The following is a 25,528-nucleotide window of genomic DNA, read 5'->3' on the forward strand; positions in this document are numbered from 1 at the left end:
TTCCTGTTCGAAAAGCATACCTGATAAGACTATTCCAGAGCGCTCGTGCTCGGTTTTGGTGCGTTCAGCTAACGTTAAACTGGCCAGTGGATGACAATTTTGCAAACCATGCCGGTGGTTTTGGCCTATAGCTCTATGATCAATTTCACATTCAGTTACGAGGATATTCCATGAGCGCAGGACACAGCCACGCCCAAGTACGCGCCGGACACGAACGCAAGTTATGGATGGCCCTGGGGCTGACCGGCAGCTTCATGATTGCCGAGGTCATCGGTGCTTTTGTCACCGGCAGCCTGGCGCTGTTGTCCGATGCCGCGCACATGATGACCGACACCCTGGCCCTGGCGATTTCCCTGGTGGCGATCCAGGTGGCCAAGCGTGCGGCCGACCGCAAGCGCACCTTCGGCTATGCGCGTTTCGAAATCCTCGCGGCGTCTTTCAATGCGCTGCTGCTGTTCGCTGTGGCGTTCTACATCCTTTATGAGGCGTATCAACGCTTGCAGGCACCCGCCGAGATCCAGACCACCGGCATGCTGGTGATCGCCGTGCTGGGGCTGATCGTCAACCTGATTTCCATGCGCCTGCTGAGCGCCGCCAGCGGCGAAAGCCTCAACGTCAAAGGGGCGTATCTGGAAGTCTGGAGCGACATGCTCGGCTCAGTCGGTGTGATCATTGCGGCGGTGTTGATCATGTTCACCGGTTGGGGTTGGGTCGATTCGGTGGTGGCGGCGGCGATTGGCTTCTGGGTACTGCCACGGACCTGGACCCTGCTCAAGGAAAGCATGAACGTCCTGCTACAAGGCGTGCCGGACGGTGTTGATATCGATCAGGTCGAGCAAGCCGTTCGCGCCACCCCTGGGGTCAAGGACGTACACGACCTGCATATCTGGGCGCTGACCAGCGGCAAGAATGTGCTGAGCAGTCATTTGGTGGCGGATGCCACCGTGGGCACTGAGCAACAGATCCTCACCCAAGTGACGGAAATGCTGCATGAGCAATTCGATATTTCCCACGTCACGCTGCAGGTCGAAGGTGAAGACTTTCATCACGACGACCACGACGAGGTGCATGCCTGAGGGTTACTCCCGTTCCTCCAGCACATAACCGACGCCGCGCAGAGTGTGGATAAGTTTGTGTTCGAACGGGTCATCGATCTTGGCCCGCAGGCGGCGGATCGACACCTCCACCACGTTGGTGTCGCAATCGAAGTTCATGTCCCAGACGAACGAGATGATTTGTGTGCGCGACAACACCACGCCGCTCTGGCGCATCAACAGGTGCAGCAGGGCGAACTCCTTGGTGGTCAGGTCGATGCGCTGCAAGCCGCGATAGGCCCGGTGGCGGCCCTGATCCAGTTCCAGATCGGCCACGCGCAGCACATCAGGCACCGGCGAATGCACACTGCGGCGCATCAAGGTACGTACCCTGGCCAACAGCTCGGGGAACTCGAACGGCTTGACCAGGTAATCGTCGGCGCCCAGGTCCAGGCCCTTGATCCGGTCGGCCAATCGGCCTTGGGCCGTCAGCATCATGATCCGAGTGCTGCTGTTCTGGCGGATGCGCCTGAGCACATCCCATCCATCAATCTGCGGCAGGTTCACGTCCAGCATCACCAGGTCATAGGCGTGTTGGCGTGACAGGTGCAAACCGTCGGCGCCGGTGGCGGCACAGTCGACGATGTAACCACTTTCACTGAGACCCTGGTGCAAATAGTCGGCAGTTTTAGGTTCGTCTTCGATAACCAGAATGCGCATGGGTAAAGTCCCTCGGTTTAATGAAGAAGATGAAGTTAAGTTGGAAAGTGTGTTGAAGGTGAAAGTTGAAACTAACTTTTGCTGAGTGTGTGGGTCGCCTTCGATTGACCGGGATCTTAAAGCAAAGGTCCGCAATAGAGCGGTTGATAACGGATTTGTAATGTTCTAGCCACCCCTCTGATAAGTAACGAAAGTTACATTGCCCGTGTTTGGATTTATCCGCTATTTCATGGGCGTGGAACTCTTGTTATGCCAACTCACGTAAGAAAATTACTGTGGATTGCGGGCGCTTTGTCCGCTGTTTTGTTATTTAGTACGGCGACGGTTCAGGGCGCTCAAGCCCAAACGTTGACCCTCGATTCGGCCCTGCAAACCGCCTTCGCCAACAATCCGGACCTGGCCGCTGCACAATGGGAAATCGACATCGACCAAGGCGGTCGACAGCAGGCCGGTTTGATCCCCAATCCTGTGGCCTCTTTCGATGCCGAAGACACGCGTCGCAACTCCCGCACCACCACCATTAAGCTGAGCCAGACCCTGGAGTTGGGCGGCAAGCGCGGTGCGCGAATTGATGTGGCATCGCGGGCCCAGGACGCGGCGGCGTTGACACTGGAGCAGCGGCGCAACGTGTTGCGGGCCGATGTCATCGAAGGCTTTTACGGAGCACTGCGGGCGCAGGAGCGCCTCGATCTGGCTCAACGTTCATTGGCGCTGGCCGAGCGCGGCCTGGTGGTTGCCAATGGCCGGGTCACGGCGGGTAAATCGTCGCCGGTGGAGGCCACTCGTGCTCAGGTGCAACTCTCGGAGATTCGCCTGGAGTTCAGCCGCGCTGAAATGGGCCTGACTGACGCCTACCGCCGTTTGGCCGCGATTACCGGGGCGGCCAGTACCGACTTCCAATCTGTCGCGTCGCAAGCCATGGCCGCGCCGGCATTGCCTCCACCGTCACAACTGCTGGCACGCCTGGATCAAACCGCTGAACTGCGCTTGGCCGAACTGCAAATCCAGCAGCGCGAAGCGGCATTGGGCTTGGAAAAAGCCGAGCGCATTCCCAACCTCGACGTGTCCATCGGCAGCCAATACGACGCCAGCGTGCGTGAGCGGGTGAATGTGGTGGGCGTGTCGATGCCTATCCCGTTGTTCAACCGCAACCAGGGCAACGTGCTCTCCGCCAGCCGCCGGGCGGACCAGGCGCGGGACCTGCGCAACGCCGCCGAACTGCGATTGCGCACCGACACCCGCCAGGCCCTGGACCTATGGTCGACGGCCAACAGCGAAGTGCGTTCCTTCAACCAAGTGATTCTGCCGGCTGCCCAGAGCGCGGTGGACAGTGCCACCCGTGGTTTCGAGATGGGCAAGTTCAACTTCCTGGAAGTCCTTGATGCCCAGCGCACCTTGATTGCGGCCCGCACCCAATACCTCGCAGCGTTAGCCCAGGCCACCGACGCCTGGGTACGTATCGAACGGATTTACGGCGACCTCGCCCGGTTTTGATTTTTCAGGAGCACCCGATGAACAAGAAACAAGGCATTGCTTTGGCCGTTGCGGTGGCCATTGGTCTAGGACTGGTGGTGACGACCGACCTGTTCCGGCCTGCCCCCAGTGTTGCGGTTGAGGAAAAAGCGGCCGCCGCACAAGCGCCGGAAGAAGAAGGCAAGCTCGAACTCAGCGATCAGCAAATCCAGGCTGCGGGTATTCAATTGGCCCAGGCTCAGCCCCGGCAGATCAGCACTGTGCTGTCGTTGCCGGGAGAGATTCGTTTTGATGAAGACCGCACCTCTCACATCGTGCCCCGTGCGGCGGGCGTGGTGGAGTCGGTCAAGGTCAATCTGGGTCAGTCAGTGAAAAAAGGCGAGTTGCTGGCCGTCATCGCCAGCCAGCAGATCTCCGATCAGCGCAGTGAACTGGCGGCCAGCGAGCGCCGGGTTGAACTGGCCCGCACCACCTTCCAGCGCGAACGCCAATTGTGGCAGGACAAGATCTCCGCCGAGCAGGATTACCTGTTGGCGCGCCAGACTTTGCAAGAAGCCGAAATTGCCCTGAACAACGCTCGGCAAAAGATGAATGCCCTGAGCGGCAGCACCGTATTGGCGGGCGGCAATCGCTATGAACTGCGTGCGCCGTTCGACGGCGTAGTGGTGGAAAAACACCTCGGCGTCGGTGAAGTGGTGAGCGAGACCAGCAACGCCTTCACCCTGTCGGACCTGTCCCAGGTGTGGGTCACCTTTGGTGTGTTTCCCAAGGACTTGAACAAGGTCCAGGTGGGCAAGCCGGTGAAGGTCAGCTCCACGGAAATGGGCACCGAAGTGATGGGCAAGGTGGCTTATGTCGGCAACTTGCTGGGTGAACAGACCCGTACCGCGACCGTGCGAGTCACCGTGCCAAACCCCGATGATTCCTGGCGCCCAGGCTTGTTCGTGGCCGTGCAAGTGTCGACTGATACCTATCAGGCCAAGGTCACGGTACCCCAGGAAGCGATCCAGACCGTCGAGGACAAACCCTCGGTGTTCGTGCGCACAGCGGACGGTTTCATGACCCGCCATATCGAAGTGGGCGTGAGTGAAAACGGCTTCGTCGAAGTCCGCGAAGGCCTCGACGCCGGCGCACAGGTGGCCACCGTCGGCAGCTTCATCCTCAAGTCGGAATTGGGCAAAGGCTCGGCCGAGCACGCCCATTGATACGCGCGGGTATCTGTACCTCCTGTGGTTGGCATTACGTAACAGCGGTCGAGTAGAACGAGGCCGCGTCCGACTGCGAAGCGGTCGTAGAGCCTGATGTCCCGGGGTGTCAGATAAACCGCGGACGCAGCCTCTCTAGGGCTCGACAGCTGCTACGCAACGCTGGCCTCAGATTTGTTGAACCCCGTGCATTGATACGCCTTTTTCTGCGAGTGATTTCCCATGTTTGAGCGCCTTATCCAATTTGCCATCGAGCAGCGCATCATCGTGCTGCTGGCGGTGCTGTTGATGGCCGGTATCGGTATCGCCAGCTATCAGAAACTGCCCATCGACGCGGTGCCGGACATCACTAACGTCCAGGTACAAATCAACTCGGCCGCCGCCGGGTTTTCGCCGTTGGAAACCGAGCAGCGCATTACGTTTCCCATTGAGACGGCCATGGCAGGTTTGCCGGGATTGCAGCAGACCCGCTCGCTGTCCCGCTCCGGCTTGTCTCAGGTGACGGTGATTTTCAAGGACGGCACTGACCTGTTCTTTGCCCGGCAACTGGTCAACGAGCGTTTGCAGGTGGCCCGGGAGCAACTGCCCGAAGGCGTCGAGGCGCGGATGGGGCCGATCTCCACCGGGCTTGGCGAGATTTTCCTGTGGACCGTGGAAGCGGAAGATGGTGCCCGTAAGGAGGACGGCTCTGCCTACACGCCGACAGACCTGCGGGTGATCCAGGATTGGATCATCAAGCCGCAATTGCGCAACGTCCCGGGTGTGGCCGAGATCAACACCATCGGTGGCTTTGCCAAGGAATACCAGATCGCTCCAGACCCCAAGCGCTTGGCGGCTTACAACCTGACTTTGACCGACTTGGTCACCGCGCTGGAGCGTAACAACGCCAACGTCGGCGCCGGTTATATCGAGCGCAGCGGTGAGCAATTGCTGATCCGCGCGCCAGGGCAAGTGGCGTCCATCGAAGACATCGCCAACATCGTGATCAACACCGTCGACGGTACGCCGATTCGTGTGCGCAACGTCGCCCAGGTCGACATCGGCCGTGAGTTACGAACCGGCGCAGCCACCGAAAACGGTCGCGAAGTGGTGCTGGGTACGGTGTTCATGCTGATCGGCGAGAACAGCCGCACCGTGTCCCAGGCGGTGGCGAAAAAACTGGAAGAGATCAATCGTTCGCTGCCCGAAGGCGTGGTGGCGGTCACCGTGTATGACCGCACCAACCTGGTGGAAAAAGCTATCAGCACCGTGAAGAAAAACCTCTTCGAAGGTGCACTGCTGGTGATCGTGATTCTGTTCCTGTTCCTGGGCAATATCCGCGCGGCGCTGATCACCGCGATGGTGATTCCCCTGGCGATGTTGTTCACCTTTACCGGAATGTTCACCAACAAGGTCAGCGCCAACCTGATGAGCCTCGGGGCGCTGGACTTCGGGATTATCGTCGACGGCGCGGTGGTGATCGTCGAGAACGCCATCCGCCGCCTGGCCCATGCCCAGCAACGGCATGGACGGCTGTTGACCCGCAGCGAGCGTTTGCATGAAGTGTTTGCGGCGGCCAAGGAAGCACGCCGGGCGCTGATCTTCGGGCAACTGATCATCATGGTGGTGTACCTGCCGATCTTCGCCCTCACTGGCGTGGCCGGGAAGATGTTCCATCCCATGGCGTTCACGGTGGTGACTGCGCTGCTGGGTGCGATGATTCTCTCGGTGACCTTCGTGCCGGCAGCGATTGCGCTGTTTGTCACCGGCAAGGTCAAGGAAGAAGAAAACCTGGTGATGCGCACTGCACGCCGGGCCTATGCGCCGGTGCTGGATTGGGTGATGGCGCACCGTCCGTTGGCCTTCGGCCTGGCGGTGATGACCATCGTGGTATCGGGTGCTGTGGCCAGCCGCATGGGCAGTGAGTTTATCCCCAGCCTCAGTGAAGGCGACTTTGCCCAGCAGGCCATGCGTGTACCGGGCACCAGCCTTACGCAATCAGTCCAGATGCAGCAGCAGTTGGAAAAAACCTTGCTGGCCAAGGTCCCGGAAGTCGAGCGCGTGTTTGCGCGTACCGGTACTGCGGAAATCGCCTCGGACCCAATGCCGCCGAATATTTCCGACAGCTACGTGATGCTCAAGCCGAAGGACCAGTGGCCCGATCCGAAGAAGTCTCGCGAGGCCATCATCGCCGATATCCAGCGCGCCAGTGCGATTGTGCCGGGCAGCGTGTATGAGCTGTCGCAGCCGATTCAACTGCGTTTTAACGAGCTGATCTCCGGGGTGCGCAGTGACGTGGCGGTGAAGGTATTTGGCGATGACATGGCGGTGCTGAACAAGACCGCCGGGGAAATTGCCGAGACCTTGCAGGGGCTCAAAGGAGCCTCTGAGGTGAAGGTGGAACAAACCTCCGGGTTGCCGGTGCTGACCATCAATATCGACCGCGACAAGGCTGCGCGTTTTGGCCTGAATGTGGGCGATGTGCAAGACACTATTGCCGTCGCGGTGGGGGGGCGTCAGGCCGGTACGATGTATGAAGGTGACCGGCGTTTCGACATGGTCGTGCGCTTGTCCGACGCCCTGCGTACCGATATCGACGGGTTGTCACGGTTGTTGATCCCGATTCCGGCGCTGGCCAGTAATGCCGGTGGACAGATTGGTTTTATCGCATTGTCGGAAGTCGCCAGCCTGGACCTGGTGCTTGGCCCCAATCAGATCAGTCGTGAGAACGGCAAGCGCCTGGTGATCGTCAGTGCCAACGTGCGTGGACGTGACATAGGCTCGTTTGTCGAAGAGGCCGCGACGGCCATTACCACTCAGGTGAAAATCCCTGCCGGTTACTGGACCACCTGGGGCGGGCAGTTCGAACAGCTGAAAGAAGCCTCCGAGCGTTTGCGCATCGTGGTGCCGGTGGCGTTGCTGTTGGTATTCGGGCTGTTGTTCATGATGTTCAACAACCTCAAGGACGGGCTGCTGGTGTTTACCGGGATTCCGTTTGCGTTGACGGGTGGGATCATGGCGCTGTGGCTGCGGGATATTCCGCTGTCGATCTCGGCGGGGGTGGGGTTCATTGCCTTGTCTGGCGTGGCGGTGCTCAACGGGCTGGTGATGATTGCCTTCATTCGTAACTTGCGGGAGGAAGGGCGCACGTTGTCGGTGGCGATCAACGAAGGGGCTCTGACTCGCTTGCGGCCGGTGTTGATGACGGCGTTGGTGGCATCCCTGGGGTTTATTCCCATGGCGTTGGCGACCGGGACCGGTGCCGAGGTACAAAGGCCACTGGCGACGGTGGTGATTGGTGGGATTATCTCGTCCACGATCCTGACGTTGTTGGTATTGCCGGCGCTGTACTACTGGGCGCATCGGCGGGATGAAGAGCCCGTGAGCGACTGACCTGTAGCCGCTGGCGCAGCCTGCGATCGGCTGCGCAGCAGTCGTCAGGTCTTGAAACCGCTGAAGGTCCTTCGGCCCTTATCGCAGCCTCGTGCCTCGGCAGCGGCTACAGGGGATGTTTCGGTAACCTGTAGCCGCTGGCGTAGCCTGCGATCGGCTGCGCAGCAGACGCCAGGATCTTGAAACCGCTGAAGGTCCTTCGGCCCTTATCGCAGCCTCGTACCTCGGCAGCGGCTACAGATAAACGCCGGTCACCTGTAGCCGCTGGCGTAGCCTGCGATCGGCTGCGCAGCAGACGTCAGGATCTTGAAACCGCTGAAGGTCCTCCAGCTCTTATCGCAGCCTCGTGCCTCGGCAGCAGCTACAGATAAACGCCGCCACTCTGTAGCCGCTGGCGCAGCCTGCGATCGGCTGCGCAGCAGTCGCCAGGATCTTGAAAGCGCTGAAGTTCCTTCGGTCCTTATCGCAGCCTCGTACCTCGGCAGCGGCTACAGATAAACGCCGCCACCCTGTAGCCGCTGGCGCAGCCTGCGATCGGCTGCGCAGCAGATCGCCAGGATCTTGAAACCGCTGAAGGTCCTTCGGCCCTTATCGCAGCCTGGCGGCAGCGGCTACAGCCAGCTCGCGTCCCATAGTGGATACTCGCCGGCTTTTCTGACCAGGCCTGCGCGTAGGGGGTTGGCTACGATGTAGCGAGCAATGGTTCGCAGGTCATCTTCCTTGCGAATCGCCCTGTCGTGATAGCCTTTTTGCCAGAGCCGTCCGCTGGTCTTTGTTGACTGGTTGATGGACAGGCTGCCTCTGGACTTTACCCTGCACATTACCTGGGGCAGGGACCTTTCCTGCAGTTCGAATAACCAGTGAAAATGGTCGGGCATGATCACCCAGGCCAAGGAAGAAACACTCCCTTCCTCATGGGCGAGCTTCATCTTTTTGACCAGTAATCGGCCCAAATGGAAATCGGTAAAGACAGGCCGGCGCTGATCGGTAACAACCGTCACTGCGTAAATTCGTCCAGGCTCGGAGTAACGACCGGCGAAAAGCCGGTACTCGTTTGAATGAATGGGCAATCCTTTGCACTCACTGTTGTTGTCGACCCATTCACGTTAGTTCGACAAATCGCTTACAACTGCGGCGTAAAGTGAGTAAGTATTTCCCGTAGCCGCTGCCGAGGCACGAGGCTGCGATGGGTTTGGTGCGGCATCCTGACGAAGCGACCCTCAAGGGGAAAAACAATCCAAAAAAAAACGCCCCAATCGGGGCGTTAAAAATTCATCTCTTTCCAAAGGAGCTACACAAAAGCTTCAGAGATGAATGTGCTCGGTGTGCGCAGTTCAGATAGCCTCTTTCGAAGTGTTATCTGCCTCTGCGGACTGTGTTTGGGCTACCGCTTCTGAACCATGAACCTGCTGCTGTTGCTGGCGAAACTCGGCGAGGAACTGCTTGGAGCGGTCGCTGCCGTCGTCAGCCAATGCGGCGGTTGAAATGGTGCCCAGCAAACTGATCAATAACACGTTAAATAGCTTCATAAGGGTCTCCAGACAAGGCCTGTGCCGTTAGTTGAAAACAAACCTCGGCTGGGCTATGCGGCCAGTATATGAAGGTCAACTTAACGAGAAGGTGAGGGCGATATTACAGTTCTGACAGGCTGCAAACTGTGAACAGATGTAGGTCAACGGCAAGTGAATGTAAGCACTTGCCGTTGAGGTGTATCAGAGGATGGCCAGTGGGTATTCGACGATCAAGCGAAGTTCTTCCAGATCCGATTCAAAGGCACTGGAACGCACTGTCGCCTGGCGAACGCGCAGCGACAGGTCCTTCAGGTTGCCGCCTTGCACCACATACTTGGCCTCGATATCCCGCTCCCACCGACGTTGATCGGTCAACGGATTACCAGCCGCATCGCGGCGCATGTACACCGAATTGGCGTTGCTGTAGTCGCCGCCGGTGCCTTTGCCGTAGCGGGTCATGAAGGACAGACCGGGAATGCCGAAGGGCTGCATGTCCAGGTTGTAGGTGACCATCCACGAACGCTCCTTGGGCGAGTTGAAGTCGCTGTACTGGATCGAGTTGTCGAGGAAGATCGAGTCCGACTGGCGCAGGTAATCGAAGTCGTCATTACCGTTGTTGCGCTGGTGCGACAGCGCCAGTTTATGGGCGCCCATCTTTACGCCCACCTTGGCGCTCCAGATGTTGTTATTGAATTCCCCCAGCAGCTTTTTGCCTTCGTCCTGGGCGTTGTAATAGTTGAAACCGCCGAACAACGACACCTCATCCGTCAGCGGATAGCTGGCCGCCGTGCCGAAGTAGTATTGATCCCAGGCATCCTTCAAGCGGCTGCTGTAAAGGCTGACGCTGACATTTGGGTTCACTTGGTAATCACCACCGAAGTAGGCGATCCAAGGGGAGTCGACCTTGCCTGCGTAGAAGGTGGCGAAGCCATTGTTCATGCCGCTGGCGTTGGGCTGACTCATGGCATGCAGACGTCCGCCTTGCAGGGTCAAACCGTCAAAACTGGTGTTTTGTGCGGTGACCCCGCGAAAGCTTTCCGGCAGCAAACGCGAGTCGCCGTAATGCACCACTGGCGTTTGCGGGAACACATCGCCGGCCTTGATCACGGTATCCAGCAGGCGCACTTTCAGGGCGCCGCCGAGCTTGCTGTAGTTGTCTTCGGGACGGTTGTCGCTGTCCACCGGCAATACGCCGAACGATCCCTTACCGCCGCTGCGACCGGTGCCCGAGTCCAGTTTCAGGCCGTACATGGCGAAGGCGTCCAGGCCAAAACCGACGGTGCCCTGGGTGAAGCCGGATTCGAACTTGCTGATCAGGCCCTGGGCCCAGGCTTCCGAATACCCGTTGCCGGTGGGGCTGGACTGGCCCTTGCGGTCATCACGGTTGAAGTAAAAGTTACGGGCCAGCACGTTCAACGTACTGCCTTCGATAAACCCTTCAGGTTGCTCTTCCACGGCCATGGCGGCCAGCGGCGTACAGCCCGCCAGGGCCGCAATGAATGAAAGGGAAAGTTTGCGGTTAGTGCACATGTTTCGCTCCTCGGTATTGGCAGCTATCAGCCTTTTATTAAGTGGGCGTTATTGTTGGTTTGGCCCAGATTGATAGTTGCAAACACGAGATAACGGCGAGGTGGCGCGAGGATTACAATTTTGGAAGTTCTGCCGCACATAACGGATAAGTAATCTCTCGGTGACGCTCCTGACAGGGTTGGTTAGTTAACCTCGGTACTGAATATTTCAGACGAGGAACACCCCATGAATACCCTAAACGTCACACTAGGCGCGTTGGTCCTGGCCCTGTCGTTCGGCGCAATGGCCGAGGGCGGTGGTGACCGCACCTTTACCCAGTTGATGGACAACAACCAGAAGGCCATGGCCCTGTATGCCGCGAAAAACGGCAAGCCAGCGCCCGAGGTTCAAGCCTATCGCTACGGCATGAAGCTGGACATTGCCAAGGTGGTCAACGTGACGCCGCCGATCCGTGCTTGCGAGGTGGTGCCGTCGCGTATGACCTACGAAGACTCCACCGGCAAGCTCAATACCCTGGAGTACCAAGTGATGGGCATGTGCCGTAATAACGGCAGTTGAGGCCGCGCAAAAATATAGTTGAGCATTGCGCTAAACCTCTCTTAAGAAAATGCCGGCAGCGCCGATGGTAAGACAATCAGCCATTGTCCACCGGTGCCTCCCATGTTCAATACCCGCTTGAAGCAGGAGCTGTCCGCTCTTCGCGAAGAACTGTCCAGCCTGCTGCAGGTCAGGGAGAGCCTGGAGAGCGAGATGCTGGCCTTGACCCTGGATCCAGAGGGACGTATCACGTCGGTCAATGCCAACTTTCTCGAAGAGATGGCCTATCAGGGGATCAACCTGCAAGGCCGTCTGATCGATGACCTGGTACCTGCGCACGTCAAGCAGAATGAGTTCCAGCTGCGCTTCAAAAATGCCCTGGCCCGTGGCGAACACTTCGCCGGGACCGTGCGCCTGTTACGAGGCAACGGCAAGGAGGCGTGGCTGCGTTCTATCGTGCAACCGATACGGGGTTCGGATGGGCGGATCAAGCACTTCTCGATTTTTTCCAGTGACTTGACCCGCACCATCGAGGCGTCCCGCGAGCACGAAAACCTGATCGGCGCCCTGGTGCGCTCCACAGCGGTGATCGAGTTTGACCTCAGCGGTAATGTTCTCACCGCCAACGATCGGTTTCTCAATGGTATGGGTTACAGCCTGGCGCAGATTCAGGGCAAACATCACCGTACGTTCTGCGAGCCGGAGGAATACAACAGCGCTGAGTATCAGAACTTCTGGCGGCGCTTGAATGCGGGCGAGTTTGTGGCGGATCGCTTCAAGCGGATCGACAGCCATGGCCGCGTGGTGTGGTTGGAGGCGTCCTATAACCCGGTGGTCGATGCCAATGACCGGCTGTACAAAGTGGTCAAGTTCGCCACCGTGATCACCGATCAAGTCAACCAGGAACAGGCCGTCGCCGAAGCCGCCAATATCGCCTACAGCACCTCATTACAAACCGACAGCAGTGCCCAGCGCGGCACCACGGTGGTGACCCAGGCGGTGGATGTGATGCGTGACCTGGCCAAGCACATGCAACAGGCGGGCGAGGGCATTGAGGCATTGAATGCTCAGTCCCAAGTGATCGGCAGCATCGTCAAGACCATCAGCGGTATTGCCGAGCAGACCAACCTGCTGGCCCTTAACGCCGCCATCGAAGCAGCACGCGCCGGCGAGCAGGGTCGTGGCTTTGCAGTGGTGGCCGATGAGGTTCGGCAATTGGCTTCGCGCACCAGTAAAGCCACCGAGGAAATTGTCGGTGTTGTGCGTCGGAACCAGGACATGGCCCGTGATGCAGTCGCCTTGATGAGTGAAGGCCAGCTCCAGGCCGAACAAGGCCTGGCCCTGGCGGCCGAAGCCGGCACGGTGATCGTCGAGATCCAGGATGGCGCGCAGAAAGTCGTCAGTGCTGTCGGCCAGTTTGCTAATCAGTTGGCCACTTAAGTGCCGCCATGGATTTCAAAGTGCAGCATGTCGAACCATTGCCCATGCAGCAGAAAGCTTTTGTGTGAATGGCCGTACTGCGTGAAACCACTGCGTTCCAGTACGCGGACAGACCCCAGGTTTTCCGGGCGTACTGTGGCTTCGATACGCAGTAATCCATGGTCTTGAAAGGCTTTCTGTAACCCCAGGGCTACTGCCTGCCGAGCCAGGCCGCGGCCGGTGTACTCGGCCCCCATGCGGTAGCCCAGGGACGCGCAATGGTAATAGCGGCGCCGTACCTGGGTGAAGTTGAGTCGCCCCACCAGCAGGCCGTTCTCGCGCACCAGATACTGATAGGTGTGATCTTCGCGAGCTTCCTGCAACGCGGTTTCGATGGCCCGGGTCACGCCGTCGACGCTGTAGTAAGCATCCGGGCGGGCATTGATCCAGCTTTCGAAAAACGCCCGGTTGGCCAGCTCGAACGCCAGCATTTCGTTCATGTCATCCCACTGTGGGGGCGTCAATGTCAGGTTCATCCTTGGCAAGCCTCGCGGTCAGTGTCACTTGTGCCTCCTTCATCTCACGATCCGGCCGGTGGATTCAAGTTTCAGGTATCGTTGGATTTTTCCCGAGCCCCGGAAGACCGTCCATGAGCCTTACCTATCGCCGTCTCGTCCCGCTGTCCAAGGCCTACCGTTTGCTCAACCATGGGCCGACCGTATTGGTGAGCGCTGCCCACAATGGGCAGCGCAATATCATGGCGGCCGCCTGGGCCATGCCGCTGGATTTCGACCCGCCGAAAGTCGCCGTGGTATTGGACAAGGCCACCTGGACCCGGCAGTTGCTCGAAGGCGCCGGCAGCTTTGTGCTCAACGTGCCGTGCGTGGCCCAGGCCGATATTGTGCAGACCGTGGGTAACACCACCGGCAGCGATCGGGACAAGTTCGAAGCCTATGGCTTGCAGACCTTCACCGGCGAACACACCGAGGCGCCGATGCTTGAAGGCTGCGTGGCCTGGCTGGAATGCCGCCTGTTACCCGAGCCGCATAACCAGCAGACCTATGACCTGTTCCTCGCCGAAGTGATCGCCGCCCAGGCCGACGAGCGAGTGTTCAGCGATGGCCGTTGGCATTTCGAAGGCCAGGATGCGCTGCGCACCTTGCACCATGTGGCGGGCGGGAATTTCCTGACGATTGGCCAGCCGGTGGTTGGGCGCCAGCTCGACGTCTGAGGCTTACCACTGCGCCTGGCTCAGCGCCCGAGCATCTTCACCCACCGCGACGGCGGCAACCCGAAGGTGCTGTGAAATTGGCGGGTCATGTGGCTCTGATCGGTGAACCCGGCCGTCAGCGCAGCATCCACCAACGATTGCCCCTGGCCGATCAAGGTCCGCACCAGGTCCAGGCGGCGCATGGTCAGGTAGCGGTAGGGGCTGGTGCCGAACAACAGGCGAAAATCCCGCGACAACGCCCAACGGTCGCGCCCACTGTGCGCAGCCATCTCCTCCAGCGTGATGGGGCGGCCCAGGGCGCTGTGGATGAGTTCCCGGGCTCGCTCGGCGGCCTGGTAGTCAAAGGTCTTGCGGACGACGCTGATCCCCGAGGCATTGTTCAGGGCTTGAGCCAGGTCGAACAGCGCGTCTTGTTCCTGCAACGGATCAATCGGGCAGTCCAGGCTTTGCAGCAGCACTTCACTGGCCCGGTACAACCACGGGTCGCGTGACAGGCCATTGTGGATAAATGGCAACGGCTTGCCGCCGAGGATCTGCTGGATCAGCGCCGGCTCCACATAAATCATCCGGTACTTGAAACCTTCCTCGCTGCTGGCCCAACCGTCATGGACTTCGTCGGGATGCAGCACCATGGTGGTGCCTGGCAGGCTGTGGGTCTTGTTGCCGCGGTAATGAAAACTCTGCACCCCGAACAGGGTGCGGCCGATGGCATAGGTGTCGTGGCGATGGGGATCGAAGCCGAACCCGGAAAAATACGCCTCGATACGCTCCAGGCCGCTGGCGTGGGGCGCGCGGTGCAGCCAGTCGATGTTGGAAGTCGGTTTGCCCATGGTGGCTTGTCGCAAGGTGAGGTGGAAACACGTTAACCCAGTCTGAATCCACTGTCTGCCGGGGTCTTGAATGATTGTGCGGCGTGGGCAGACAGCCTTGCCGGCCTAGCCTATGATCCCAGTTCATGTACTGCTCTGGTGCAACCCTCATGGAATTTCTCAACCCGGCCTACGCTGCGCCGCTGGTATCGCTGGCCCTGCTCTGGGCCGTCGCGGTTGTAACGCCAGGGCCTAACTTTTTCAACACCGCGCAACTGGCGGCCAGTTGTTCGCGCCGCCATGGCGTGGTGGCTTCGTCTGGTGTGGCTACCGGCACGGTGATGTGGGGGCTGGCGGGTGGCTTGGGCATCAAGTCGCTGTTCACCGCCGCGCCCATGTTGTATCTGGCGTTCAAAATCATCGGCGGCTGTTACCTGATTTATCTGGGGTTGAAACTGTTCAAACGCTCGACGCCAGCCATGAGTCAGAGCCTGTTGCCGGACGAGCCCCGACGCTCGCTGTTTTCCGCCTGGCGCCTGGGCTTGCTGGGCAATCTGTCTAATCCCAAGGCCGCGTTGTTTGTCGCCACTGTCTTTGCTTCGACCATGCCGCCGTCACCCTCGCCGATGTTGCTGACCTTGGCCGTGATCACCATGGCGACGCTGTCATTCAGTTGGTACTCCTGCGTGGCGCTGGTGTTTTCCAGCGAGCGCATGGCCAATCTTTATAGCCGCTCGCGCAAGTGGTTGGACCGGTTCGCCGGCAGTTGTTATGTGTTGTTCGGGGCTCATCTGGTGACCACTCGCTGAAACGGAGTCAAGACCATGGATTGGCAAGACGTTGCGATACCAGCAGTCATCATCACCTGCCAGGCTTTTGCCTTGTGGGTGGTCTACCGAGTCTGGAAGCACGTGCGCAAGGCGCGGGTGTCAGCGACCACGCCCTATGCGCCAGGGACCGGGCTCAAGGGTGCCAACATCCCGGTACTGGCGACTTTTATGGGTATTCGCGTACTGCCTTGGGTGGCACTTGCCAGTAACAACCTCAACCCGGTGTTGCGTATTGACGGTGAAAACCTGGTGTATCGAGTCTTGCGTCAGCAGCAACGATTACTGTCTTCGGTGCTTCAGGTGGACGTGCGCAGCGCCTATGGCACCTTCAACCTGATATTCGAGTTCCGGGACTCACCCTTGACCTTCATCGCCAACCTTGGCAGCCCGGAACGCGGTGCGTATGTGCTGGCGATGCTGCCCGTCAGCGTTGCGCTTTCCGAACGGGCGCGTGCGGCGAAAATCGCGCTGCCTCTTTAAGTCCGGGCGAGCCTCGTGTTAAGTAGCGTGACTTTTCAGAACACGTTCAACGCGAGGCCGGTCATGAGCAAGCTGCGGGTAGGTATTATTTTTGGTGGGCGTTCGACCGAGCACGAGGTGTCGCTGCAGTCGGCGCGCAATATCGTCGATGCTTTGGACCGTACGCGCTTCGAGCCGATCCTGATTGGTATCGACAAGGCTGGCCACTGGCACCTCAATGACACCTCGAACTTCCTGATCAACCAGGAAAACTCGGCATTGATCGCCCTCAACCAGTCCAACCGCGAACTGGCGGTGGTACCGGGCAAGGCCAGCCAGCAACTGGTAGAAACGTCCAGCCAGACGATGCTGGAACACGTCGATGTGATCTTCCCCATTGTCCACGGCACCCTCGGCGAAGACGGCTGCCTGCAAGGTTTGCTGCGCATGGCGGACTTGCCGTTTGTGGGCTCCGACGTGCTCGGTTCGGCCGTGTGCATGGACAAGGACATCAGCAAGCGCCTGCTGCGTGATGCCGGAATTGCCGTCACGCCATTCATTACCCTCAACCGTGGCAACGCGGCGCGTACCTCGTTCCAGCAAGCGCAGCAGAAACTCGGCCTGCCGCTGTTCGTGAAACCGGCGAATCAAGGTTCTTCCGTGGGCGTGAGTAAAGTCGGCAACGAAGCCGAGTATCTCGCGGCGGTTGAATTGGCCTTGGGCTTTGACGAAAAAGTACTGGTGGAATCGGCGGTCAAGGGCCGGGAAATCGAATGCGCCGTACTGGGCAACGACCGACCTGAGGCCAGCGCCTGCGGTGAGATCGTGGTGCGTGACGGGTTCTATTCCTATGACAGCAAATACATCGACGGCCAGGCCGCCCAGGTGGTCGTGCCGGCCGATATCAGCGTCGAGGCCAGCGAGCGTATTCGAGCCTTGGCCATCGAAGCGTTTGAAACCCTGGGCTGCGCCGGGCTGGCGCGGGTGGATGTATTCCTTACCGACGACGGCGAAGTGCTGATCAACGAGATCAACTCACTGCCGGGTTTTACCCGTATCAGCATGTACCCCAAGTTGTGGCAAGCCGCCGGAATGAGTTACAGCGAATTGGTCAGCCGCTTGATTGAGTTGGCGCTGGAGCGGCATGCGGGGCGCGAGGGGTTGAAGATCAGCCGGTAAAGTCAGGCTTGGTTGGGTCGAGCGATATCGCCCAGGCAACGAAGCACTAATGTGGGACCTGACAAGCCAGCTCCCACACTAGATTTGCTTCGTTTCACGGGCTGTACGCGCAATCCACGAATACAATAACGTCTTCTTTTCCTCGCTGTGATGAGTCCGCCTGCGATAGCTGGCAAACGAGGATGAGGTGCAATAAGTGCACACCTCACTGACCTCAACCTGTTGGCGCGCAACCCCCGCCGCTTGCAGCAAAATCAGCGCGTATTGGCTCAGGTCAAACCACGCACTCAACGCCTGCCGTGCTTCGGGCGGTGTAATGGTCGGCGTCAGCAGCGGCGCAGGCTGTTCGAATGTCCAAGGCGCGTCACCGTCTTGCCACAAGTGACCTTGGCTCGCTTGCAACTGGGCAATGAACGACTCACTCACCTCATAGCAGCAGGGCTTGATCGACGGGCCGATGGCGACTTGCAGTTGGCCCAGGGCAATCCCCTCGGCGGCAAAGCGCTGCATGGCGTTGGCGATGATTCCGCCTTGCAGGCCCTTCCAGCCACCGTGGAGCGCGGCCACCAACTCTCCCTCTTTCGAAGCAATCAGCAGCGGCAAGCAATCGGCGGTGATCACGGCGATGGGGTGTTTGTCGCGGGTGAAAATGCCGTCGGCCTCGATGGTATTGGCCACCTGATCGCGGTGCCATTCAATGATCGTCGCGGTATGTGCCTGCTTGCAGAAGAACACCTCGTCAGGACGCAGAGGGTCGTTGATCGAGCAGAAGCCGTGGTCGACGCCGGGGATGGCGTTGAGGTTGCTTGCCTGGTGCACGCGGTTCTCTCCGTTCAATAAAACGAGTAGACGGGGCGACGACCGATGGGGTCAATCGTCACCCTGCAATGTTCAATCTCCCAGCGCTTCGCCTTCACGCCGAGGATCGGCGCCACCGCTCCACGATGGCTTGCCTTGGGCATCACGCACCCGAACGATGGCCTGGGCGCCGCTGGTCATGTCGATCTCACTGAGGGCGTGGCCTTTGTCTTTGAGCGCCTGCTTCAGTTGTGGGCTGAACAGCCCTTGCTCCAGCTCCGTGGCGCCATTGCGACTGCCGAAGTTGGGCAGGCCAACGGCGGCTTGCGGGTCCAGGTTCCAGTCGAGCATCGCCACCAGGGATTTGCTGACGTACTCGATGATTTGCGAACCGCCCGGTGAGCCGACGGTGGCCAGCAGCTCGCCGCTCTGGCGGTCGAACACCAGCGTGGGGGCCATGGATGAACGTGGGCGTTTGCCCGGCTCGATGCGGTTGGCAACCGGCTGGCCGTTTTCTTCGGGAATGAACGAGAAGTCGGTCATCTGGTTATTCAGCAAAAAGCCCTGGACCATGACGTGAGAGCCAAATGCCGCCTCCACCGTGGTGGTCATCGACACGGCACCGCCCTGATCGTCCACGGCCACCACTTGCGAGGTAGAAATGCGCAGCGGTGAGCGGTCTGGCGCGTAAGCCACCTGGATCCCCGCTGGCTTGCCGGGTTTAGCGACGCCCATACTGCGATCGCCGATCAACGCGGCGCGGCTGGCGAGATAGTTAGGTGCAACCAGGCCTGCGACGGGTACGGGTACAAAGTCTGAGTCGGCGACGTACAGGGCGCGGTCGGCGTAGGCCAGCCGGTCGGCCTCGGCGATCAGGTGGACTGCCTCCGGCACCGGCTCCAGGCCCGCCGGGCTATCGGTTTTCACCGGTTTGAGCGGCGCCAGGGCCAGGCTCGGGTCCCGGGTTTCCAGGGCCTGCAAGGTGCCGAGGATCTGCGCAATGGCGATCCCGCCCGAAGACGGTGGCGGCATGCCGCAGACTTGCCAACGCTTGTAGTCGGTACACAGCGGCGCGCGTTCTTTGGCGGTGTAGCCTTTGAGATCATTCAGCGACAGGCTGCCAGCGTTGCTGTTGCCCTGGACCTTGCGGGTGATCTCTTCGGCAATCGCACCATGGTAAAGCGCGTCCGGCCCTTCCTTGGCGATACGCTTGAGTACATTGGCCAACGGTTGGTTTTTCAACAGGGTGCCGGTGGCTTTGGGTGTGCCATCGGTGTTGAGGAAGTAGGCAGCCATTTCCGGCGAGCGGGTGATGTAGCGGTCGGCGGCGATCAGGCTGTGCAGGCGTGGGGAAATCGGGAAGCCCTGTTCGGCCAGGCGAATGGCCGGTTCAAACAATGCCGCCCACGGCAGGTGGCCGGTCTTTTTGTGCGCCATCTCCAACGCGCGCAATACGCCGGGTGTTGCGACCGAGCGGCCGCCAATCTGTGCCTCGGGGAACGACATCTGCGAACCGTCAGCTTTCAGGAAAAGACGCTCGGTGGCGCCCGCCGGTGCGGTTTCGCGACCGTCGTAGGCGTGCACCTGTTTGCCATCCCACAGCATGATAAAGGCACCGCCACCGATGCCTGAGGATTGCGGTTCCACCAGCGTCAACACGGCTTGCATGGCAATCGCCGCATCAATGGCCGAACCGCCCTTGCGCAGAATTTCCCGCCCGGCTTCGGCTGCCAGCGGATTCGCCGCCGCTGCCATATGGCGTTCGGCGTGACGAGTGTTCATGTCGGTGCGATAGCCCGAGCCGAGTTCCGGTGCCGGTGGCAGTTCCGGGGCGGTGGCGTTATGGCAGGCGGCGAGGGTGAGGGCGGCGGCTATCACCGAGAGGGTGGTAAGCCGTTGATGGAGGGGAATCGAAAACACGCGATGAACTCCGTTCATTTTGAGAATGATCTGTTGTCCTTGGGGTAGCGCTCTACAGGTAAATCACGGCTTGTATGCAAGGGAGCTCGGACACTAGCAGTGGAGGAGGGCGACCGTCAAAAGTGCGAGATAGTTGTGCCGCACAACCTAAGCTCATATAGTTGCTTCGCACAACTAAATTGCACTATTCAGATGAAGGTGGCCCCTGTGAATGCTTTCCAACCAGACCTCATTGATCAAATCCGTTCGGCCTCCCGTCTCATGGTTCGGGAGCTGGGCTTCATGCAGCCGAAGTTGGCGGTTTCCAGCTACCCACCTTCATCGGTGCACACAATTGTGGAGCTGGGGGAGCGTGGATCACTGACGGCAGGTGAGCTGGTGGAGCTGCTGGGGTTGGAAAAGTCCTCGGTGAGCCGGATGGTTCGCAAGCTGATCGAGGCGGGCGAGATTGAAGAGTTCGCTAATGCTGACGATGCGCGCTCGAAAGTACTGCGCCTCACGGTACAAGGCACGAACACATTGCGCGAGATTGAAGCATTTGCCAGGCGCCAGGTGGGGGATGCGCTAGGGCTGTTGTCGGGTGAGCAACAGCAAGCGGTGAGCCAGGGCATCGAACACTATGCGGATGCTTTGCGAGTGCATCGACTGGGGGGCGAGTGTTCTATGCCGCAACGTTTCAGCATCGTTCGAGGCTACCGGCCGGGTGTGATCGGACGCATTGCTGAAATGCACGCCAATTACTACGCAAAGCACGCCGAATTCGGCCAGCCTTTCGAAAGCCTGGTGGCCGCCGATATGGCGCAGTTGATGGGCCGTTTGGCCAACCCTCGCAATGAAGTGTGGGCGGTGCTGGATGCCGGGCGGATTGTTGGTTCGATTGCGATTGATGGTGAGGGCGAAAACGGTGAAGCCATACTACGGTGCTTCATTCTTGATCCTTCGGCTCAAGGTCACGGGTTGGGTAAACGCCTGTTGAACGAGGCGATTACCTTTTGCGATGAGCACCGCTTCTCCGCCGTTCGCCTCTGGACGTTCAAGGGGCTGGATGTGGCACGCAAGCTCTATGAGGACGCGGGCTTTGTGCTGGAGACGGAACAGGAAGGGCAGCAGTGGGGGCGGTTGGTGGTTGAGCAGTGTTTTGTGCGGCAGGGCGGTGTTTGATGTGCCGTGATCCGTCCGCGCCCTGAGCGGGCCAGAGGCAGCCGGACGAACTAGGGCGCGAGGGAGCGAAGCGAGTACAAGATGTGGAACCAAAAGCTTCAAATGTTCACTAGGTATTGCGATCAGGACTTTCAGGAGATTGCAATGAATCTAGAGACAGAGGGCGTGGTTGGTTCGCGACGTAGTGCCATTGAGCTGGCGGTGGTGCCATCCGCTGAGAAGCTTCCTCAGGAGGCGCGTGGCAATCGTACTGTCCGAGATTTTTCATCAAAAGACAGGAATGCCCCGGCACCTGTCGAATTGACCCATTATCAATCGCTGCAACCGAGCTCGATGTTATTCGACGTCAGGCTCAAGGACGGAGGGGTGCAGACTGACGCGTCCGTGGTAGGGCAGGATATTGCGCGACAGCTCAATGGGATGAACAGGCAGTATGTCGCTGAGGGGCCTGCCGACGCTGGGACAAACACGTTGCGTATCAAAGATGAGCGGCAACATCTGTTTCATATCCAGTCCACACCTGCCGTTGCCGCAGTGTTCAAGCACGTTCCTCCTGCTGTGGCCGGCAAGGGACCTGCACAGCCTCCCGCGGGCTCTGGCAGGGCCCATCTCGGACAGATCAGCCAGGTGCAAACCACCGTTGATGGTCAGCAGTTCCGTTTGGCGAGCGGACGCCTGTATCGCTTTGAGCCACAGATCAACACCTGGCTTCCCGATGTCGACAACCGCCCGCTCAGTCGTATTGGCCTGACCCGGGAGGGCCAGTTGCTGAAAATGCCCGAGGGCGTGGTAGACGGCAGCGCCGAGGGCCGGGCTGCGGTTTCCTTGAGTCACGCCCAGGGTGTTTCGGTCTTGCATCTTCAAGGTGCTGGCGAGCAAACCCTGCGCCCGTTGGATGAGGCCGGTGCCCCATTGCAGCTGACGCGCATAGGGCTGTCCGGAAATACTCTCTATGCGAGCAACACCTATGGCGAGTTGCTGCGTGCTGATCTGCGCCCATCCCGGACCGGTGTGCTGACAATGACCCGGCAACCTGTTGAATCACTGGAGCGGGCCTTGAGCGGGGCGGTCAGCGTCAAGGGTTTTTTCCATGACGATGCGGGACAACTCAATGCCTTGGTCCAAGATTCACGCCAGCAACTGCATAGCGCCCCACTGACGGGGACGGATTCGCTGAGGCCGGAGTGGAACCTTAGTGATGTGCTGGTCAAGGGCATCGAGAAAGGCTTGCCGCAGCCCAGTCAGCAGGCACTGGCCGGGGCGATTGATCTCGGGCAGCGCGGAAAGGTTGCGTTTGACGCGGGCAACCTGTTGGCCTGGGATACGGTGGCGCAACGTTGGGAAGGCAGCCCTCAGAAGGGTATTCGAGGTCTGGAGAGAGGGTTGGATGGTCGTGCCTATGTGTTGCAGGAAGGACAGCTGAAGGCGGTGGCGATCCAGCAAGTTCGGGCGCCGATCCATGAGGGGGCCAGCCACGAGTTGTCGTCTGTTCCCAAGCCTAGGCCGCAGGTCCTACTTGATGAAGTATTGGTACCCGGCCTGTATCGGCTGAGCTTGGCAGCCGCCTCGCTTCCTTGGGTGAGCCTGGGCCACACCAGGCGTTGGCCAAGGCAATCAGCAGTGCGCTGATTCAGGTGGAAAAAAACAGTGAATCAACCGCTCGACGTCTGGGAGAGGTGCATGGCTTGGTATTTGATCCCAAGCCAGGGTTAAACCGAGCGACCATTGAGTCTGGGTCGACACTTCATCAACTCTATGAGGCTTTCAAAAGGGTCTCGCCGTCCTCGCAGAAACCCACCGCTGCATTGCTTGCCAATTACGAGGGCCAGGCCCTGTCGCTTCCGAAATGGGACCCCGAGCGCAAGCGTGATCTCAACCATCCCACGGCGATAATTGAGGGTGATCTGATTCACCATGCGGGCACCCTCAAGCAACTTACCGATCTGGCGGTCGAGCTTGAGACTGCCTCAGGTCATAGCCCGAGTGCCCTGGCGAGAATTGAACAGTCCCTGAAAACCGTGATGCAGGCCTATGACCAGAGCCCTGTGCATAAACTGTCGACTCAGAACATCGCCAGCTATGACCAGGCAGAAACCCTTTACAAGAACTTCAAATCGCTGGCCAAGGACCTTGGAACGCCAGGGTCCGCTCTTCATTGGCATCTTACGCGGTTGCTGGGTTTACCGGCCGATGCGGGCATCAAAGAGGCAATGACCCGGGAAGTGCAGCAGCTAGGTAGTGGCCAGACTCTGGCCTCGGGTCGTACCCAGGGTAAAAGCCTTGGCGTCATGGTGACCGGAATAAAACCCGTGGCACCGGTGGAGTTTTTCGTGGGGGTTTCCAAGTCCCACGCAAACGGCGTCAGCATCAGTCGAACCGATAAAGGCGCCCGGGTTGAAATCAGCATGGATGACACCCGGCGATTGGCGGCCTCGGTGGCGTCGGGGCTGACCCTGGGGCGAGGAGCGCAAGCCGTGGGGCCTGGGCTGAGGGTCGCTGCGGAAGTGACTGCGGCCATAGCAAGAAATACCGGCTCGACCATCAGCTTTGATGTGAAGGAAGCGGACTTTCCGAAAATGATGTCGATCCTCATGGGAGAGCAAGGCAATGTCTACGACTTGCTGGCCTTGGGGCAGGCGCATGTGGCGGGTAAAAGTTCGAAAAACAACGCTGATCTCAGCCTGGATGGGTTGGCGCAATTGCGTTTGCTCTACAACCCCCAAGAGGACATCGACGAGCTGGCTACGGTGATTCGAGCCGGCATTGGTGTGGTGGGCAACCTCAACGTGGCGCACGCAGACAATAGCCGGTCCACCAGCCGTGGCGCGACAAGTACCAGCCACAGTGGCGGAGCGAATCTGCAACTTGGCAGGCAGGGCGGTGTAGGTGTCAACGTTGCTCCCCTCAATATAGTGGCGATGGGCATTCCGGGTGGCGGTGCGCCTAACGTCGCCGCGTTCGCGCTACCTGAGGTGTCGTTCATGGTGAAGTTTGATCGCACGCAATCGCGGGGTTTCAGCTTCAGCTTCAAGCAGCCTGAGCCGGTGACACAGTTGCAGATTGACGGCGTTGTCAGCAGCTTGTCACGTTATTCCCCGGCGTTCAGGCAGGACCTGGGTGCGCTCGGGCTCTCGGGCAATACACCGGGTGAGCAATTGACCCAACTGCAGCAGTTTCTGGCGAGCCATCCACCGGTGCCGACAAAGTCCGAGGCTTACGATGCTATTGCCCTGTCACTGGATAAGCTGACTCACCAGCAGTACCTGCAGCAGAACGGGCTTCGCCAACTGGCGTCGGTCGAAGCTTCGGTCACCGCTGTTGGCTTACGTGACAATGGGCAGCATGCCTGGCTGAACGATGTTGCACCGGCCAATAAGGCTGCCATTGTGCAGTGGCTCAAGGATGATCCACAGTTTGCCCAGGTACTCGACCAATTGCAGAACGGTGAGGGGACCTCGGTAAGAGTCGGCCTGGAGCTGAAGCCGGATGTGTTGCGGGCCATCGAGCGCAAAATCCTTGACGGTGACAACCCTGAACCGCTGATCAAAAGTGCCCTGAATAACCGTGAGAACCTGCGTATCAAAAGTATGAGCCTCAGTCATACCGCGAGCCAGTCCCATGCCCTGTCAGTACCGGCAATGACGAATATCGGCTTTTCGAGCAATGCAGGACTTAGCCATACCCATAAACGGGTCAACGCCGACCTCGAGTACGGGGTGGATATGAACAAACCGTTAAGAATGAACCTGAGCGACACACTGGGCAGCCTGCCGAGCTACGATTTGACTATTGATTTGGCGGACCAGCGGGTGAGGACTCCCAGCTCGCCAGTGGCCTGAGTGGCCTGACGCGTGGCGGCAGGCGCAGGACTTTTCTTCAGGCATAAAAAAACGGCCTACCTTTCGGTAAGCCGTTTTTAGTACTTGGTGGTACACAGTCATTTGAACTGGTCTTGTAATGTGCTGTATTTAAAGGGTTTTGTATGGTGTATTTCAGTTAGGCATACATGTAGGCATACACGCTGCTTGCTTCTGCCTACGGATGTAGTGGTATTCCCGCTAGGTAAAGCACCACCAGGTGGTAGGTGATGTGTAGCCATTCGGCCAGGTAGTCACTTCTTTGTCCGACCTTCTGCCGACAGTGAGGCGAGGGCAAGGGCGATGAATCCTGCATTTCCATCCAGGGTATCCAGTGCCCCTCGAATGTTCTGTGCCACTTCTGTAGATCCTCTTTGCTCAACCCAGTTTGACAGCTCCTCGATAGCTGCCCCCAGGGCCAGTTGGTTTTCATTCATGCGCTTGAGTATTGAAGCAAGCAAAGGGGTGTCTTCCATGATGTTC

General features: G+C 59.2%; 22 protein-coding genes. 13 read left to right on the forward strand and 9 right to left on the reverse strand.

Annotated features, from left to right (window positions below; genetic code table 11):
* Positions 1-170 precede the first annotated feature (170 nt).
* Positions 171-1,076 (forward strand): cation diffusion facilitator family transporter, encoded by a 906-nt coding sequence (locus HKK55_RS00810; protein WP_169352926.1) that lies wholly within the window; start codon positions 171-173, stop codon positions 1,074-1,076.
* A 3-nt stretch (positions 1,077-1,079) separates the two neighbouring features.
* Here HKK55_RS00810 and HKK55_RS00815 read toward each other — a convergent pair whose 3' ends face one another.
* Positions 1,080-1,754: a heavy metal response regulator transcription factor gene (locus tag HKK55_RS00815; RefSeq protein WP_169352927.1), complete on the reverse strand. Its 675-nt coding sequence runs from the start codon at positions 1,752-1,754 to the stop codon at positions 1,080-1,082.
* Positions 1,755-2,003: 249 nt separating this feature from the next.
* Here HKK55_RS00815 and HKK55_RS00820 point away from each other — a divergent pair, with 249 nt between their 5' ends.
* The 3 genes from HKK55_RS00820 (at position 2,004) to HKK55_RS00830 (ending at position 7,804) form a co-directional block, all read left to right on the forward strand.
* Complete coding sequence (locus HKK55_RS00820) at positions 2,004-3,248, forward strand: TolC family protein (protein ID WP_169352928.1); 1,245 nt, start codon at positions 2,004-2,006, stop codon at positions 3,246-3,248.
* Positions 3,249-3,265: 17 nt separating this feature from the next.
* Positions 3,266-4,432 (forward strand): efflux RND transporter periplasmic adaptor subunit, encoded by a 1,167-nt coding sequence (locus tag HKK55_RS00825; protein ID WP_169352929.1) that lies wholly within the window; start codon positions 3,266-3,268, stop codon positions 4,430-4,432.
* A gap of 222 nt (positions 4,433-4,654) precedes the next feature.
* Positions 4,655-7,804: a CusA/CzcA family heavy metal efflux RND transporter gene (locus HKK55_RS00830; RefSeq protein ID WP_169352930.1), complete on the forward strand. Its 3,150-nt coding sequence runs from the start codon at positions 4,655-4,657 to the stop codon at positions 7,802-7,804.
* 611 nt (positions 7,805-8,415) lie between these two features.
* Here HKK55_RS00830 and HKK55_RS00835 read toward each other — a convergent pair.
* The 3 genes from HKK55_RS00835 to HKK55_RS00845 all read right to left on the reverse strand — a co-directional run bounded on the left by HKK55_RS00835 (position 8,416) and on the right by HKK55_RS00845 (position 10,845).
* On the reverse strand, positions 8,416-8,805 hold the full coding sequence (locus HKK55_RS00835) for a transposase (protein ID WP_336604603.1): 390 nt from the start codon (positions 8,803-8,805) through the stop codon (positions 8,416-8,418).
* 333 nt (positions 8,806-9,138) lie between these two features.
* A complete protein-coding gene (locus HKK55_RS00840; protein ID WP_169352932.1) occupies positions 9,139-9,333 on the reverse strand; it encodes a hypothetical protein in 195 nt (64 codons plus the stop codon).
* A gap of 183 nt (positions 9,334-9,516) precedes the next feature.
* On the reverse strand, positions 9,517-10,845 hold the full coding sequence (locus HKK55_RS00845; protein WP_169352933.1) for an OprD family porin: 1,329 nt from the start codon (positions 10,843-10,845) through the stop codon (positions 9,517-9,519).
* Between the two features lie 225 nt (positions 10,846-11,070).
* Between HKK55_RS00845 and HKK55_RS00850 the strand changes: the two genes are divergently transcribed.
* Entirely contained in the window at positions 11,071-11,403 is a 333-nt protein-coding gene (locus HKK55_RS00850) for a DUF2790 domain-containing protein (protein ID WP_169352934.1), read from the forward strand.
* A 102-nt stretch (positions 11,404-11,505) separates the two neighbouring features.
* A complete protein-coding gene (locus HKK55_RS00855; RefSeq protein WP_169352935.1) occupies positions 11,506-12,822 on the forward strand; it encodes a PAS domain-containing methyl-accepting chemotaxis protein in 1,317 nt (438 codons plus the stop codon).
* Here the strand turns inward: HKK55_RS00855 and HKK55_RS00860 are convergent.
* On the reverse strand, positions 12,819-13,337 hold the full coding sequence (locus HKK55_RS00860) for a GNAT family N-acetyltransferase (protein WP_169352936.1): 519 nt from the start codon (positions 13,335-13,337) through the stop codon (positions 12,819-12,821). The two genes, HKK55_RS00855 and HKK55_RS00860, sit on opposite strands and share 4 nt — an antisense overlap.
* A 113-nt stretch (positions 13,338-13,450) precedes the next feature.
* On the opposite strand from HKK55_RS00860, the gene HKK55_RS00865 reads away from it, so the two are divergent.
* Positions 13,451-14,032: a flavin reductase family protein gene (locus HKK55_RS00865; protein WP_169352937.1), complete on the forward strand. Its 582-nt coding sequence runs from the start codon at positions 13,451-13,453 to the stop codon at positions 14,030-14,032.
* Between the two features lie 20 nt (positions 14,033-14,052).
* Here HKK55_RS00865 and HKK55_RS00870 read toward each other — a convergent pair whose 3' ends face one another.
* Positions 14,053-14,862, reverse strand: coding sequence for an AraC family transcriptional regulator (locus tag HKK55_RS00870; RefSeq protein WP_169352938.1), 810 nt, complete (start codon positions 14,860-14,862; stop codon positions 14,053-14,055).
* Between the two features lie 149 nt (positions 14,863-15,011).
* Here HKK55_RS00870 and HKK55_RS00875 point away from each other — a divergent pair, with 149 nt between their 5' ends.
* The 3 genes from HKK55_RS00875 (at position 15,012) to ddlA (ending at position 17,309) form a co-directional block, all read left to right on the forward strand.
* Positions 15,012-15,650: a LysE family transporter gene (locus HKK55_RS00875; RefSeq protein WP_169352939.1), complete on the forward strand. Its 639-nt coding sequence runs from the start codon at positions 15,012-15,014 to the stop codon at positions 15,648-15,650.
* Positions 15,651-15,665: 15 nt separating this feature from the next.
* Positions 15,666-16,151, forward strand: a complete 486-nt coding sequence (locus tag HKK55_RS00880; RefSeq protein WP_169352940.1) for a hypothetical protein — start codon at positions 15,666-15,668, stop codon at positions 16,149-16,151.
* A gap of 63 nt (positions 16,152-16,214) precedes the next feature.
* Positions 16,215-17,309 (forward strand): D-alanine--D-alanine ligase, encoded by a 1,095-nt coding sequence (gene ddlA / locus HKK55_RS00885; RefSeq protein ID WP_169352941.1) that lies wholly within the window; start codon positions 16,215-16,217, stop codon positions 17,307-17,309.
* A 78-nt stretch (positions 17,310-17,387) separates the two neighbouring features.
* Here ddlA and HKK55_RS00890 read toward each other — a convergent pair whose 3' ends face one another.
* Together HKK55_RS00890 and ggt are read right to left on the reverse strand one after the other, a co-directional pair.
* Positions 17,388-18,128, reverse strand: coding sequence for a polyphenol oxidase family protein (locus HKK55_RS00890; protein ID WP_169352942.1), 741 nt, complete (start codon positions 18,126-18,128; stop codon positions 17,388-17,390).
* A 72-nt stretch (positions 18,129-18,200) separates the two neighbouring features.
* Complete coding sequence (gene ggt / locus HKK55_RS00895) at positions 18,201-20,045, reverse strand: gamma-glutamyltransferase (protein ID WP_178128824.1); 1,845 nt, start codon at positions 20,043-20,045, stop codon at positions 18,201-18,203.
* Between the two features lie 243 nt (positions 20,046-20,288).
* Here ggt and HKK55_RS00900 point away from each other — a divergent pair, with 243 nt between their 5' ends.
* The 3 genes from HKK55_RS00900 (at position 20,289) to HKK55_RS29210 (ending at position 25,027) form a co-directional block, all read left to right on the forward strand.
* A complete protein-coding gene (locus HKK55_RS00900) occupies positions 20,289-21,188 on the forward strand; it encodes a helix-turn-helix domain-containing GNAT family N-acetyltransferase (protein ID WP_169357753.1) in 900 nt (299 codons plus the stop codon).
* Between the two features lie 81 nt (positions 21,189-21,269).
* A complete protein-coding gene (locus HKK55_RS29205; RefSeq protein WP_237151306.1) occupies positions 21,270-22,817 on the forward strand; it encodes an AvrE-family type 3 secretion system effector in 1,548 nt (515 codons plus the stop codon).
* The gene (locus HKK55_RS29210; RefSeq protein WP_336604604.1) at positions 22,790-25,027 is read left to right on the forward strand and encodes an AvrE-family type 3 secretion system effector; all 2,238 of its coding nucleotides are present in this window, start codon (positions 22,790-22,792) and stop codon (positions 25,025-25,027) included. The genes HKK55_RS29205 and HKK55_RS29210 overlap by 28 nt, the downstream gene beginning before the upstream one ends.
* 272 nt (positions 25,028-25,299) lie before the next feature.
* Here HKK55_RS29210 and HKK55_RS00910 read toward each other — a convergent pair whose 3' ends face one another.
* Positions 25,300-25,521: a hypothetical protein gene (locus tag HKK55_RS00910; RefSeq protein ID WP_169352944.1), complete on the reverse strand. Its 222-nt coding sequence runs from the start codon at positions 25,519-25,521 to the stop codon at positions 25,300-25,302.
* Positions 25,522-25,528: the final 7 nt, after the last annotated feature.

Source organism: Pseudomonas sp. ADAK18, assembly GCF_012935695.1.
Lineage (GTDB): Bacteria > Pseudomonadota > Gammaproteobacteria > Pseudomonadales > Pseudomonadaceae > Aquipseudomonas.

What these genes read in the sequence shown, in the direction of transcription:
- HKK55_RS00870 (WP_169352938.1), bottom strand. Translation starts at nt 14,862, where the DNA reads ATGGGCAAACCGACTTCCAACATCGACTGGCTGCACCGCGCGCCCCAC.
- HKK55_RS00880 (WP_169352940.1), top strand. Translation starts at nt 15,666, where the DNA reads ATGGATTGGCAAGACGTTGCGATACCAGCAGTCATCATCACCTGCCAG.
- HKK55_RS00860 (WP_169352936.1), bottom strand. Translation starts at nt 13,337, where the DNA reads ATGAACCTGACATTGACGCCCCCACAGTGGGATGACATGAACGAAATG.
- HKK55_RS00875 (WP_169352939.1), top strand. Translation starts at nt 15,012, where the DNA reads ATGGAATTTCTCAACCCGGCCTACGCTGCGCCGCTGGTATCGCTGGCC.
- HKK55_RS00845 (WP_169352933.1), bottom strand. Translation starts at nt 10,845, where the DNA reads ATGTGCACTAACCGCAAACTTTCCCTTTCATTCATTGCGGCCCTGGCG.
- HKK55_RS00815 (WP_169352927.1), bottom strand. Translation starts at nt 1,754, where the DNA reads ATGCGCATTCTGGTTATCGAAGACGAACCTAAAACTGCCGACTATTTG.
- HKK55_RS29205 (WP_237151306.1), top strand. Translation starts at nt 21,270, where the DNA reads ATGTGGAACCAAAAGCTTCAAATGTTCACTAGGTATTGCGATCAGGAC.
- HKK55_RS00840 (WP_169352932.1), bottom strand. Translation starts at nt 9,333, where the DNA reads ATGAAGCTATTTAACGTGTTATTGATCAGTTTGCTGGGCACCATTTCA.
- ggt (WP_178128824.1), bottom strand. Translation starts at nt 20,045, where the DNA reads ATGAACGGAGTTCATCGCGTGTTTTCGATTCCCCTCCATCAACGGCTT.
- HKK55_RS00910 (WP_169352944.1), bottom strand. Translation starts at nt 25,521, where the DNA reads ATGGAAGACACCCCTTTGCTTGCTTCAATACTCAAGCGCATGAATGAA.
- HKK55_RS00820 (WP_169352928.1), top strand. Translation starts at nt 2,004, where the DNA reads ATGCCAACTCACGTAAGAAAATTACTGTGGATTGCGGGCGCTTTGTCC.
- HKK55_RS00850 (WP_169352934.1), top strand. Translation starts at nt 11,071, where the DNA reads ATGAATACCCTAAACGTCACACTAGGCGCGTTGGTCCTGGCCCTGTCG.
- HKK55_RS00855 (WP_169352935.1), top strand. Translation starts at nt 11,506, where the DNA reads ATGTTCAATACCCGCTTGAAGCAGGAGCTGTCCGCTCTTCGCGAAGAA.
- HKK55_RS00830 (WP_169352930.1), top strand. Translation starts at nt 4,655, where the DNA reads ATGTTTGAGCGCCTTATCCAATTTGCCATCGAGCAGCGCATCATCGTG.
- ddlA (WP_169352941.1), top strand. Translation starts at nt 16,215, where the DNA reads ATGAGCAAGCTGCGGGTAGGTATTATTTTTGGTGGGCGTTCGACCGAG.
- HKK55_RS00900 (WP_169357753.1), top strand. Translation starts at nt 20,289, where the DNA reads ATGGTTCGGGAGCTGGGCTTCATGCAGCCGAAGTTGGCGGTTTCCAGC.
- HKK55_RS00810 (WP_169352926.1), top strand. Translation starts at nt 171, where the DNA reads ATGAGCGCAGGACACAGCCACGCCCAAGTACGCGCCGGACACGAACGC.
- HKK55_RS00825 (WP_169352929.1), top strand. Translation starts at nt 3,266, where the DNA reads ATGAACAAGAAACAAGGCATTGCTTTGGCCGTTGCGGTGGCCATTGGT.
- HKK55_RS00865 (WP_169352937.1), top strand. Translation starts at nt 13,451, where the DNA reads ATGAGCCTTACCTATCGCCGTCTCGTCCCGCTGTCCAAGGCCTACCGT.